Source organism: [Scytonema hofmanni] UTEX 2349 (assembly GCF_000582685.1).
Taxonomy (GTDB): Bacteria; Cyanobacteriota; Cyanobacteriia; order Cyanobacteriales; family Nostocaceae; genus Hassallia; species Hassallia hofmanni.
In genome coordinates, this window is record NZ_KK073768.1 from 4,082,382 (window position 1) to 4,095,807 (window position 13,426).

Below are 13,426 nucleotides of genomic sequence, written 5' to 3' on the forward strand. Positions count from 1 at the left end.
CGCACTCGCGTTACCACGCGCGATGGCGTTTTACTTCCTCATCTCTCGGAGCGATCTGCTTCAGCAGACGCTCCGCGAACGCGATCGCACGAGTAGTCAAGCCGTTGCAAGATAAAGTTGACGCCGTGGAAGAAAAGGAACTGAAGTAACAAAAACGTCGCAACCGTCGTAGAGACGTTTCGGTGGAACGTCTCTCTACATTAGGGGTAATTTATCGGACATGATATAAGTCCTATAAGCGTTTCAACGCTTACTAAAAATTATTTTTTCACTGTCAGCAGCAGCGGCAAGGGTGACGTACTATTATGAGTCTTGTTTGCCACCGCCGCTATGGTAATTTTTGCCACCCTCGCGACCGATTTCAGACATATGCTCTCTATCTTGACTAGTAGTTTCGCCACCCTTGCGTCCAGCTTCACGAGCTTCTTCAGATGTAAATTCGTGAGCAGTGCCTTTCTCATGGGCAGCGTGTCCACCCTTGCTGGCAATTTCACGTTGCTTCTCATCATCCATCGAAGCAAAACCACGGTTGCTTGTATCTGACATGATATACTACCGCTTGAAAGTAATTAAACTTTTTGGTTTTTCAGCCGAGAATAAATTTTGTTGGCTTTTTATTTTGGCTGATTTACTGTATAAAGTTAGCTCTCATAGTCAGCAGTATTCATGTGTCTTTTGGAAGAAAGATTTAAGATTGAATTTTAACTTCAGATATATAACCGAAGTTATAGTTACAAAACATGAAATCTTCTCCCAAAGCTGAGAAACCAAGCTGTATTTTAATGCCCTTCGGAAGCGTTAAAAAACATACTTGTGATTTGAAAACTCGTAGTGAGCAGTAAACTGCTCAATTAAGCGTTAAAACGCTTACTACGAATTTCACCGCTATTTTCTAACAACATTCTCCAATTTAGCGCGGATATCTGACCAAGCGGCATATGCTAAACTTGGTAAAACTATGTGAGCTGCACCAACTCGCTCAACTGGTCCGAGTCCGATCGCCCACATACTTGCTGCTAAAGCTGCTTCAATACCTGCACCTGCATCTTCGACAACTACACATTGCGCTGGTTGAAGTCCTAATTGTTGTGCCGCAAACAGAAATAAATCGGGTGCTGGTTTGGGTTTTTCTACACTGTAACCGTCAGCGATCGCATCTATTTTACTCGCAATTGCCAATCGTTCGATAACTGATCGAGCATTCTTACTCGCAGAACCTAAAGCGATTTTAATTCCCGCTTGTCGCAGTTCATCCAAAAATGGCAGCGCTCCCGGCAATAAATCTGCTGGGGAGATGTTTTCAATGGATTCTACATAATAGCGGTTCTTACGCTCCATCATCTCCTGTATTTCGGCTTCTGAATACTTTTTATGATTTCCGATTATCAGCAGCAACGATTCGCGACGCGACACACCTCGCAAAAATTCGTTAGCTTCGCGGGTAAAAGGTAAACCCTCTTCATCTGCCAATTTCTGCCAAGCTAAATAGTGAAATTCTGCCGTATCCGTCAGCACACCATCTAAGTCAAAGATGAATCCTCGGATGTCGAGGGGGGATGAGGAAGTGGGGAAGTGGGGGAGGGGGAGAGGGGGGGATGAGGAAGATATTGCTCCCTTATCTCCCTTGTCCCCTTGTCCCCTTGTCCCCATGTCTCCTTGTCCCTCTTGTCCCCTTGTCCCCATGTCTCCTTGTCCCATTACCGGCTGTAAGTCGAATTCGTGCGATTTTCCACGCCATTGAAGCTTGAATTTTAAGCGTGTCCAACCTGGAACTAGGTGGGGGTTGGCTACGGGTTGATTTTCGTGGAGTTGGATACCACCAAAGCCGAAAACTACGGCTTGCCAAACTCCACCAGCACTGGCACCATGAATTCCCTCAGCCGCGTTGCCGCGCACATCTTCTAAGTCTACCATTGCTGCTTGCATAAATCTTTGGTAAGCTTCGGCTGTTTTGCCTAAGTCTGAGGCTAAGATACCGTGAATGGCAGGACCAAGGGATGAACCATAAGTAATGTCTGTGCGAGGTGCGTAGTAATCCCAGTTTTTCTCTAAATTTTCTTGGTTGTAGGGAAATTCCTGTGATTGCCGCATTAAATAAAGGAGCATTAAGACATCTGGCTGTTTGAGGACTTGCCGTTTATTAGCGCCTTCGATGGTTAAAATAGTTTGCATAGACCGAGTGCGCGGTTCGTATTCTTGCAAGTTAATATCTTCTAATTGAAAAAATCCTTCGCATTGCTCAATTAACTTGGTTGATGCGTCGTAGGGTATCCAGATATTTGTAATGATATCTTGCCAACGCGATCGCCTACCTGGGGTTAATTTTAATTTCTCTTCTAATTCAGTGGCGCGATCGCTCTTATTTTGACGCAGCCAATCTTGAACTATAATGGCTTTTTCCAAATGCCATTGTACCATCCGATTGGTAAAGGCGTTGTTATGGACGAATTCGTGATATTCATCGGCGCCTATTACCCCGCGAATTTCGTATCTTTCATCCTTTGTGTTGTACTCAACTCGGCTAGCCCAAAATATGGCGGTGTCTAAAATAATCTCGGCGCCGTAGTCTTCCATCCACTCGTCGTCACCTGTGGCTTGCCAATAGTACCACACGGCGTAGGCGATATCTGCACTGATGTGAATTTCGCGATCGCGGCACCAAATTCGCACGTCTTCACCGTAAGGATCGTTAGGTAATGCCCAACGTGGGGTAACTTCATCACCAGTATCGGCACTTTCCCAAGCAAACATTGCTCCTTTATACCCATCATGAGATGCTTTGCGTCTGGCTCCATTTAAGGTGTGGTAGCGGTATGATAGCAAGTTACGGGCGATGTGCGGCTGGGTGTAAGTAAAAAATGGTAACAGAAAAATCTCCGTATCCCAAAATACATGACCCCGATAACCAAATCCTGAAAGTGTTTTCGCGGGAATACTCACTTTATCGTCGTATCGGGGAGCGGCGATGAGCATCTGAAAGATATTGTAGCGGACTGCGAATTGCGCTCTACTGTCTCCCTCAATTACAATGTCATTTTGTTGCCAAACTTCATCCCAGGCTTTTTCGTGAGCATCGAGCAACTTGGAGTAAGAAGGCAATTGAGCAAGTTTTTCTTGAGCTGCTGCGATGGGATGCGCTACTTCTCGCGAGGTAAAAACTGTAACTATCTTTTCTAAGGTGACTGTTTGTTGGGCGATCGCCTGGAATTTGGTATTTAACGTAGGATAACCCGGTGCGCTGGTAACAAGCATAGACGCATCTGCCCCAGATAGTGTCATCCGCGCTGCGAGACTGATTTCGATGCGGGAGTTGCGAGTGCGACGATACAACCAAATTCCGTTGTCGATGTTTCCTTGATCGAGTGCTTCCCAATGGTTGAAGCCTTGATTTTCTGGATAACCGTTAATACTACCTTGAATTTCGATTAATCCATCAAAATCGACTGGGGTGATTTGGCAACGCTGGGCTAAGACATGTTGATCGGCATAACTAGCAAAGCGTTGAAAACTCAAGTCTATGGTTTTTCCTGTAGGAGTGCGCCAACGTATTGTCCGGCTAATAAGTCCCCGGAGCAAGTCAAGCTGGCGATCGTAAGTTAATATTTCTCCTTGATCGAGACGAAAGCGATCGCCATCAACAATTACTATCAGTGGTAGCCAGTCGGGGCAATTTACAAGTTCAGTGTAAACTACTGGCACACTGTCGTAAACACCGTGAATTAATGTAGCAGGTGATGCTTGTGTATAGCCTTCTTCAAAAGTGCCGCGTGTTCCTAAATAACCGTTGCCGATGGTGAAAACTGTTTCTCTGTGGGGAAACTTGTTAAAATCAACTTTGGTTTCGATTAATGTCCAGTCTGTATAAATAAAATCTGGAGAGTGAACTGTTGTATCCATTACAACTGCCTTGGTTGAAGGACTATTCAAAATTAGGGGACTAGGGACCGGTTGGACTGGGGATTAGGGACTCTTGAACATATGGATGGGGTCTGAATTCTGATCATATCTTCTCAGTACCCTTCCCCCTTTCCCCCTTCCCCTTTCCCCTTTCCCCCTTCCCCCTCTTTTTTACCGATGCATATGCTCGTCTAAGATTGCTTCGGCTCTTGGCTTATAAACTAAATGGAATAGAGTTTCCATATAGCGAAGCAGAGATTCACGATTTTCACGGGATACAAAGCTCCAGAATGTATATATTTTAGCTAATAATAACAACTGATTGCTGTGTAAATGCCAGTTGTAGTTGTTACGAACTCGTTGGATGACCCACTCAGAGATTTTATGCCAATATTCGGGATTCGTTTCACATTGGTCAATAAAGTTCAAGATTCGCGCTGCTGTCCCTTCTAAGTCGGTAGGATTGATTTGAAATTCATCGTCGCGATCGCCGACAATTTCTGCGGCTCCGCCAAATTGAGTTGCGAATGTTGGTAAGCCGGAAATCATTGCTTCGAGAATTGTGAGTCCGAAGGCTTCAAAGTGAGCAAAGTGGACAAAAATCCCTTGCCGATCAGCGATCGCTCTATAAGCTTCGGCGAGGTCAATGCTTTTAAGGCGCATTCCCAACCAGCGGATTTTCCCACTTAAATTATACTGTTTAATAATCTCTTGGAGTTTTTCAATTTCTACGGCTTCTGCTTGGTTGGTAGTAGCGGAAGCATGTAGGTTGCTGGTAAGGATAATCAAGTTACAACGCGCTTGTAATTCCTGGCTTTTACCAAAACATTCTGCCAAACCGGTGAGGTTTTTCACTCCTGTCATTGGAGCAACTGCAAGAATTATTCGTTTGTTTGGGTCTTCTAAATTACCAAATAGTTGCGGGTCTTTACGGTCAAATAATAGCTCCTTAACTCGTGTAATAACGCTTTGTTCTCGGTCTTCAACTTGGCTATAGGGAAAGAATATGTTCTCGTTTACTCCGGGTGCAACCATGTTGAATTTGGGACTAAACAAATCAATTCCATTAATCACATGATACAATTCCGGCATGGTAAAGCACTTGTAGGACTCATACTGCCCTATACTATCGGGTGTGCCGACAATTTCTTGGTAGGATGAGGTGACGATAAAATCGGCAGCATTCATGCTAATGATATCGGCGGTATATTGCGCGGAAAAATGATATTGTTTCTCTAAGTCTTGCCAATAAAGGTTGCTAAATAAATGTTTGGGTTTTTCTAAGGAGTGGGCAATGTGACAATGAGTGGCTTTAAGACGACGAGCGAGAAGGAAGGCTACTAAGTTGCCGTCGCTGTAGTTGCCAATAATTAGATTAGGGGTTCCCTTAAATTGAGCTAACAGTTCTTTTTCTGCGTCATTGGCAAATGTTTCTAAATAGGGCCAAATTTCATATTTGGAAATCCAGTTTTGAGTAACTTCGGGATTAAATTCACCGAAAGGAACGCGCAAAATCCAGCCGTTTTCTGTTCCTAAAAGTTTTTCTACGCGTAAGGCGCACTGGGTTCCTTGGCAGTTGGGGATCAGACGCGTAAGAATAATAACTTGGGGTTTAATGTTTAGCAGGTCGAGTCCGGCAAGTTTAATTTCTGCTTGCAGTTTATTTTCTAAGCTGCGAGCTTGTTCTAAGACGTAGACGACTTGACCCATTGTCTCTGGTCTTCCTAAAACGTCTTCTTGACCAACCCATCCGTGTATAGAAACGAGGACGACGCGAAAAATTGCGGGAATCCGGGAAACGAAAGCTTCGAGGATGGGTGGTTCTGGGTTTTCAAAGAGTCGTTCGAGGAGTTCGAGGGTTTCTTTGACGCGAGAAGCGGTGTTCCCCCAACCTGGTTCAAAGCCGATTTGTTGAAAGTCTAGGTGAAATTTGTCGTATGCTTCATCAGGTTGGCGATCGCTAACTAATTTGATTGCTTCGTTTAGTTGTTGAGATAATTCCGAACCGGAATGAATGCGATCGTTAATTAACAACGGGATGCCGTCATGTTCGCGTCTTTCTAAAACATCATACAATACATCTAACCAGTACTGGCGATCGGTTAATACTTGATTGCATAAATAACGGTTGAGGAATGTTAGACCTTGACCAATGTTTCTCGGATCGCTGACATTTGGTGAACCTTCATAAAAGGGATGGGTGTCTATTTCTAGGATGTTTGGTTGGTAACGGTTAACCAAGCGATCGCGCACATCTAACAATGCTTTTGGCTCTTGAAGCTCGTAATTCATGTTTGCTTCAAGTCGCCAAATTTCTTGGCTAGCGATTTTCGGTCGGACAAGAAACCAAGTATTTTCTTCTTCGATAATTATTTCATGGGTGTAGTGAATTAACTTGCCTAAAGAGGAAGAATGGTAAAAATACGCAGGTTTTTGCGAGTCTTGACAGTACTCTGCAAATGCTAAAAGAATTTCATTTCTCAAGAAGTATCGCTTCCCTGAGACATTTAATGCAAAGACCAACTGACGTAAAGCTGTTTTCTCATCACTGTTTAAAACAGCTTGAAATAGTTCATGCATGGCGAATTCCTGAACCTAGCGGTTGTCAACTGAAGGATGAAGTGTGTTCGCATAGTCTAGGAGTGGAGGAGAAGGATAAAGTTAGGACTTTACACATGATTTACGTTTCATAGTTTTTATTGTCTGATATAATTTATTGCTTTCAGACTTTATCCTTTATCCTTCATTAATACAGTTCCTCAAGTGTTTGTTTAATTCTCATATTATAAATGAAAGTCAAAGTTTATCGCTTCTAGCTAAGGTGTGAAATGATGAAAATGTATATTTTTGTTGCAATTATTGATTATTTATTTACAAACTAGTTAAGTTATATTATCTCTTAATAAGATTAATAAAAATATCACAATCTTTGTAGAGACGTTCCACCGGAACGTCTTTATATTGCTTTTGATAAAAATAGCAGCCAAGAAGTTGCTTTGGCTGCTTGATTCTGTGAATTGCTAATAATGTAGAGACGTTACATGTAACTTCTCTTGGGTTTATGGTAACGCATATTAAAAGAGCGGTCGATGTCTATTGAATTATTAGCTGGTGCATTTTATTAAGATGCGAATACGTATCTGAATGCAAGTAACCAGTAACCACTTCTCTTAGCTTCAATGGTCTATTAGCTTTACACCAGAAAAAGTCATCTGTTGTTTCTTCTCCATCTCGGATGATAAAGTAACTTTTATCACTATCATCTTTTGCCACAACAAGAAAGTTTTCTTGTTGTTTACTCAAATCGACTTTTAAGTGTTTAATCATAAAGTAAAACCAGTTGTAGCCTACACCCATCAAAAGAAATATTCGCTTTTAATTGAACAACAACATAAGCTGTAATTAAAATGAGGAAAATACGTAATTTACGCTAATTGTCAAAATCACTATTAAGCATTAATACTGCTGTTTCCTATAAAAAGCTACAGCATATTTTACATAAATCAAGTACATATATAAAACCCAAAGCCTTGTAGAGACGTAGCACTGCTACGTCTATTAAGTATATTCGATGTTTAGCGATAGGCTGCTGTATTTATGGAGTACTCATATGGGGAGTGCAAATCAACCATAATAAAAAATTCTAAAACCCCCTGTGCCATAAAATATGTTGTTGGGTGAAATTTATATAAATTAAGCTTTTCAATGATTGCGTTACTTGTATTAATAGTGTCTTCTTGTTAATCCGTATTCTAACAGACTGTTCTTTTCTCACAAGAGCTTGTTTGTTGGAAACATGACCAAGTTGAGCTTCGTTTGGGGTTGTAATTTTACAATATTTTAATAGGGGTTCAATCACTAACCCAATACGGTTAGCGACAAGTTGTAGTTGCTGTACCTCATCTTTGGTGAATTGCCGAGAACGTAAAGTGCCAACATGGAAGACACCGTTTACTTGGTCTTTAAGCGGGAGGGGAACACCAAGCATTGATCGGATTCCTTTGTTACGCAGAATCGGACTGACTACTTGTATTTTTGATAAGTCGTCTACAATCATATGCTTGCCACTAGCAGCGATGTGACCTGCAAAACCACAATTAAGGGGAATTCTGATATTTTCTAAAATTTCCTCCTCTAGTCCAATAGTGGCACACACAGCTAATTGCTGCCCATTTTCGGTTGGCAAGAGAACTGTAACAGTGTCTACACTCATTAATTGACGGATGGTTTCAAACACCGCACGCAGCAGGTTTCCAATAACCAAATCAATAGACACGTCCTTGGCACTTTGGAGACGCTGATAGTTTATTTGGGCAGTCTTGTGAACCTCGGTAAGAGCTGCATTAAGGGGAATAGAAAGACGACTGTTATCTTTGTAAGTGTATTGCCGATCTAGTTCCTTGCTATTGTGACTTTTGACTATCACATTAAATAAACGCAGACCATGATTACCAATAATCCTCAGTTTTTTTACTTGAGTCTGGTTGTTGTCAGACTGAACTATGGCTCGGAACTGGCAGGTACTATTTTCTCCTAAGTAGTTGGAAAACTTCTGGAATTCTTCTTCACTCATTTCAAGTACCATGCAATCTGAGGCGATCGCAGAGGTTTTATCCTGATTGCGCTCCTCTAGGATTGTTGTTAGATGAGCATTCAGACACTTAGACTCATTTTCGTTAAGACTAATGCAGTTAAGCCTATGAAGCAAGCGGCTTTCTTCAGAAGGCAGAACTTGTGAGTCGTAATACTTAACTTGGCGCTGATTCGTATTTTGAACGTGAGCCAGCAAACAGCGCAAGCTCAAAAGAAACTTATAGATAATCATTTCAATTTATTTTAAATCCCTATAATTTTCACTATTCAATTATTCAGGCGCGTTATAATATTAACATTAATAATTATCATCTTATAATAAAATAAAACTTTTTGCCATACATCTATCCTATGGCTGTATTGATTTTTATCTATCATCCCGATTGAGTATTTTCATGCGATCGCGTTTGAATTTAAATTTGGATACCCCAAAAGCGCAAATGCTGCTAATAGCATTTGCGCTGTTAATTTTGGCGATCGCCAACAACTACTTGTTAGTTACAGTGGATGTCTGAATTACGTTGGTTGTAACATTCTCTGACTTAGCAGCAAACTGGGTTTTCACACGATCTGCCAGTCGGATTGCCAAAGCGATAACAGTGAGGGTGGGATTACCGTAGCCTCCTGTTGTGAAAACAGAGGTACCCGTGATGAATAAATTCGATATGCCGTGAACTTGACAATTTGCATCGACAACTCCCTGTTTGGGATCAATATGCATCCGCGTTGTTCCCATATTATGGTGAGTACTAAAAGACATAACGTCAGGAAGCTCTCCATCGCGTTCAATTTGCAATTCACCTAGTCCTGAACGAGCAATTTCTTCTGCCAAGATTGCTTGCGATCGCTTGATGCTGGAAGTGTCTATTTCGCTCCAGTGGTAAATTAGCTTTGCTTGAGGACAACCAAGCTTGTCAATTTTAGTACCAAGTGTCACTCGATTATCGGGATTTGGGACTTGTTCGGTTTGGCTCACGAGTTCAAACTTTACATATTTGTCTTCGTTACCTTTGCGATCCGACCATCCGCCATGACTTAAATCAGGAAATAAATATTGCTTTTTTAGATGATACTTATACCAATCGACCACAAGATCATCAACATTCATTATTACATTACCCAAATGTTGAAAAACATTTTTGGGAATCTTTTTCTGCCGAATTGAAGAGACCAAAGTTTTCATAGAAGCTTTTGCCGGCGATCTATGTTTATCATCTCTGGGGAACAGCATAAAACTCATATTGAGTAATTGCTCACGGCGCATTACTTCCTCACTTAAGCGAAGTTTACCCATAACTGGTACATTATTCACCCGGCGTAAGTCATATAAAGCTGTTGAGTTGAAGATTTTTCGAGTAGAGGGATAAAACATACCGCTACGGATTAAGGGATGGTCCATAAAGAACCTGCCGACGACATCGTTTTGATTGGCTAATCCTGTCTTTTGAGTTTGGTTGGATAGCAGTAACAAACGTGCGTTTTCTATGCCATTTGTGGCTAAGATAAATATTTTGGCGACTACGGAAAATTTATTACCTTGCAGACAAGCTAAACGTACACTCTTTACATTCTTAGCTGTTTCGTCAGTCTCAATCTCTACGACGTTGGCATTTAGATAAGTAGTGACATTCGGAGATTGGCTGATTTCTTTTCGATATTCGTTGGTGAAAATATCGCGAGGTCCGAACTGAAACATCTCGGTAGTCACGCGATCGCCGATGAAGGGTAGCTGAGGAGATTTCGCATCCTCCCAAGCTGACGCTTCATAAGTAAAAGAACCGAGTTTGCAGACTGTGTGAGCACGCTCGTAAAAAGGATCTAGGTGAGATTTACTAAAAGCCCAGCCACTGTATGGTACACAATCGCGTTTTTCAAAGTCTATCGCGTGCAACGCCATATGTCTCAGACCAAGTTGCGGCTTATTAATTTCAATATTCCAGACGTTAGCGTGTCCACCAAACTGACGATGACGCATATCTTGTAAGTTTGAAAAAGGCTCACCAACAGTTTCACCTTCACTTAAAGATTGCGTCTCTTGATTAAATTCTAAATCGCCACTTTCTAGTAAGCATACTCGAAAGTCTTGCCCAATCAATTCTCGCGCCAGCGTAATACCCGCAGGTCCAGCACCAACAATACAAACTTCTGTTTCAATAACTTCATCTGCTGGTAAGTTACGGCTATCAATTAACATCAATTTAATTTCCTTTGGTATTTTCTAGCGACCTATAGCGTGGATAACGATTGGGATACTTTTTGTAAAACAATTAGTATCCAATAATACATATTATTGATAACTATAAGTCATCGGAAAAATGGGTAGAAACCCCGTTCTTATAGGACGGCTTTATATTGTCAAATGATCCACCCTTGTATAAATGCTGATTTGTATCAAGTTTATAGGTTAATTTCCTCATCCTATATATAGAAATCAAAAAAATAGCCTTATTTTTGTAAAGATATCTCGAAGTTTCATCTCTCCCCAGGATGAATTTGTATTCAGTACGGATCGGTCAGAATGAGACAAAAAAATCCCCCACCAGATGGCGGGGGATTTTAATTATCTACCTACAACACTACTCATGAAAGCTGAATTAACCAAACTTACCAGCAGTAGAGGCAATGAGGAAGGCTGCATAGGTTAGGACGTAGCCAACTGTGAAGTGAGCTAGACCAACCACACGACCTTGAACGATGGACATAGCAACGGGCTTGTCTTTCCAGCGAACTAGGTTCGCTAAAGGAGTGCGCTCGTGTGCCCAAACCAAAGTTTCAATCAACTCTTGCCAGTAACCTCTCCAAGAGATGAGGAACATGAAACCGGTAGCCCAAACTAAATGTCCGAAGAGGAACATCCAAGCCCAGACAGACAGGTTATTCATGCCATAAGGGTTGTATCCGTTAATCAACTGAGCGGAGTTAGCCCACAGATAATCACGGAACCAGCCCATCAGGTACGTAGAAGACTCATTAAACTGAGCAACGTTGCCTTGCCAGATACCTAGATGTTTCCAGTGCCAGTAGAACGTGACCCAACCAACGGTGTTCAATGACCAGAATAAAGCGAGGTAGAACGAATCCCAACCAGAGATATCGCAAGTACCGCCACGACCTGGACCGTCGCAAGGGAAGGCATAGCCGAAGTCCTTTTTATCGGGCATCAGCTTAGAACCACGGGCATCCAAAGCACCTTTGACCAAAATCAAAACAGTGGTGTGGATAGCCAACGCAAAGGCGTGGTGTACTAAGAAGTCACCAGGACCGATGGTTAAGAACAGGGAGTTGGTGGTATTATTAACTGCATCCAACCATCCTGGTAGCCAGACGTTACCGTAGTTGGGCCAAGCTGTAGAAGCAATGCTATCCGGGTTAGACAGCAAGGTGTTTAAGCCGTAAAGCACTTTCCCGTGAGAAGCTTGGATGAACTGGGCAAATACCGGTTCAATCAAAATTTGCTTCTCAGGAGTTCCAAAAGCTACTACTACGTCGTTGTGTACGTACAAGCTGAGGGTGTGGAAGCCTAAGAAGAGAGATACCCAGCTGAGGTGGGAGATAATCGCTTCTTTGTGCTTCAGCACGCGGTCAAGTACGTTGCCTTTGTTTTGTTCGGGGTCGTAGTCACGTACCCAGAAGATGGCGGCGTGAGCAAAAGCACCTGTCATCAAGAATACAGCAATGTATTGGTGATGGGTGTAAAGCGCTGCCTGTGTTGTGTAATCCTTAGCGATAAACGCGTAAGGAGGCATGGCGTACATGTGCTGCGCCACCAAGGAGGTGATGGTTCCCAACGCTGCCAAAGCGAAAGATAATTGGAAGTGCAGGGAGTTGTTCATGGTGTCGTACAACCCTTGGTGAGGCAGGTTGAACGGACCTTCAGTTTCCACACCAAAGAAGTTCTTGGCGTTCAGCATTTCTTTGATGCTGTGACCAATACCAAAGTTAGTGCGGTACATGTGACCGGCGACGATGAAAATGACAGCGATCGCTAAATGGTGGTGAGCCATATCGGTCAACCACAGCGATTCAGTCTGAGGATGGAAACCACCCAAGAAAGTTAAAATCGCAGTCCCTGAACCAGTTGATGTACCAAACAAATGCTGTGCTGTGTCGGGGTTAGCAGCATAAGCACCCCAGTTTCCTGTAAAGAAGGGTGTTAAACCTTCTGGGTGAGGCAGGGTGGATAAAAAGTTATCCCAACCCACGTGCTGTCCGCGAGATTCGGGGATCGCAACGTGAACTAAGTGACCTGTCCAAGCCAAGGAACTAACACCAAACAAACCAGCTAAGTGGTGGTTTAGGCGAGGTTCAGCACTCTTAAACCAAGAGAGGCTGGGACGGAACTTGGGCTGCAAGTGCAACCAACCTGCAAACAGAAATACTGCTGACAATATGAGGAGGAACACTGAACCCATATATAGGTCATTGTTCGTCCGCATCCCGATGGTGTACCACCAGTGGTAAACACCTGAGTAAGCTATGTTAACTGGATTGCTGGCACCACCTTGGGTAAAAGCTTCGATAGCTGGTTTACCAAAGTGTGGGTCCCAAATCGCATGAGCGATCGGGCGGATATGAAGGGGATCTGTAATCCACTGTTCAAAATTACCTTGCCAAGCGACGTGAAATAAAAGGCTCGAAGCCCATAGGAAAATGATTGCCAAATGACCGAAGTGCGTAGCAAAAATCTTTTGGTAAAGATTTTCTTCTGTCATGCCATCGTGGCTTTCAAAATCATTTCCCATAGCCATCGCATACCAGATCCGACGTGTAGTCGGGTCTTGTGCGAGATCCTGGCTAAATTTTGGAAATTTTGTTGCCATAGGTGTGATAAATCCTCTGACCTTTAGCCATCAGCTACTGGAGTTAGGAGTAAGTAGTAGTTAGGAGGAGGGGAGTTAGAAGTTAAAAGTTATTCTTAACTCTTAACTCTTAACTC

At 42.6% G+C, this 13,426-nt stretch carries 6 protein-coding genes and 1 pseudogene; all 7 read right to left on the reverse strand.

The genetic code is table 11. From position 1 onward, the window contains the following. Window positions 1–330: 330 nt before the first annotated feature. Window positions 331–546 (reverse strand): annotated as a pseudogene (locus TOL9009_RS40245) (KGG domain-containing protein); the annotation flags it as partial. 339 nt (window positions 547–885) lie between these two features. Then, window positions 886–3,897 (reverse strand): beta-phosphoglucomutase, encoded by a 3,012-nt coding sequence (gene pgmB, locus TOL9009_RS0123415; protein WP_029635085.1) that lies wholly within the window; start codon window positions 3,895–3,897, stop codon window positions 886–888. Window positions 3,898–4,068: 171 nt separating this feature from the next. Further along, window positions 4,069–6,477: a sucrose synthase gene (locus tag TOL9009_RS0123420; RefSeq protein WP_029635087.1), complete on the reverse strand. Its 2,409-nt coding sequence runs from the start codon at window positions 6,475–6,477 to the stop codon at window positions 4,069–4,071. Between the two features lie 513 nt (window positions 6,478–6,990). Further along, window positions 6,991–7,224, reverse strand: a complete 234-nt coding sequence (locus TOL9009_RS0123425; RefSeq protein ID WP_144238317.1) for a hypothetical protein — start codon at window positions 7,222–7,224, stop codon at window positions 6,991–6,993. Between the two features lie 316 nt (window positions 7,225–7,540). Then, window positions 7,541–8,722 carry a GAF domain-containing protein gene (locus TOL9009_RS0123430; protein ID WP_038296544.1) on the reverse strand — a complete coding sequence of 394 codons (1,182 nt, stop codon included), beginning with the start codon at window positions 8,720–8,722 and terminating at the stop codon, window positions 7,541–7,543. 255 nt (window positions 8,723–8,977) lie between these two features. Next, window positions 8,978–10,684 carry a GMC oxidoreductase gene (locus TOL9009_RS0123435; protein WP_029635093.1) on the reverse strand — a complete coding sequence of 569 codons (1,707 nt, stop codon included), beginning with the start codon at window positions 10,682–10,684 and terminating at the stop codon, window positions 8,978–8,980. Window positions 10,685–11,084: 400 nt separating this feature from the next. Then, on the reverse strand, window positions 11,085–13,310 hold the full coding sequence (gene psaB / locus TOL9009_RS0123440) for a photosystem I core protein PsaB (RefSeq protein WP_029635095.1): 2,226 nt from the start codon (window positions 13,308–13,310) through the stop codon (window positions 11,085–11,087). Window positions 13,311–13,426: the final 116 nt, after the last annotated feature.

What these genes read in the sequence shown, in the direction of transcription:
- pgmB (WP_029635085.1), bottom strand. Translation starts at nt 3,897, where the DNA reads ATGGATACAACAGTTCACTCTCCAGATTTTATTTATACAGACTGGACA.
- TOL9009_RS0123420 (WP_029635087.1), bottom strand. Translation starts at nt 6,477, where the DNA reads ATGCATGAACTATTTCAAGCTGTTTTAAACAGTGATGAGAAAACAGCT.
- TOL9009_RS0123425 (WP_144238317.1), bottom strand. Translation starts at nt 7,224, where the DNA reads ATGATTAAACACTTAAAAGTCGATTTGAGTAAACAACAAGAAAACTTT.
- TOL9009_RS0123430 (WP_038296544.1), bottom strand. Translation starts at nt 8,722, where the DNA reads ATGATTATCTATAAGTTTCTTTTGAGCTTGCGCTGTTTGCTGGCTCAC.
- TOL9009_RS0123435 (WP_029635093.1), bottom strand. Translation starts at nt 10,684, where the DNA reads ATGTTAATTGATAGCCGTAACTTACCAGCAGATGAAGTTATTGAAACA.
- psaB (WP_029635095.1), bottom strand. Translation starts at nt 13,310, where the DNA reads ATGGCAACAAAATTTCCAAAATTTAGCCAGGATCTCGCACAAGACCCG.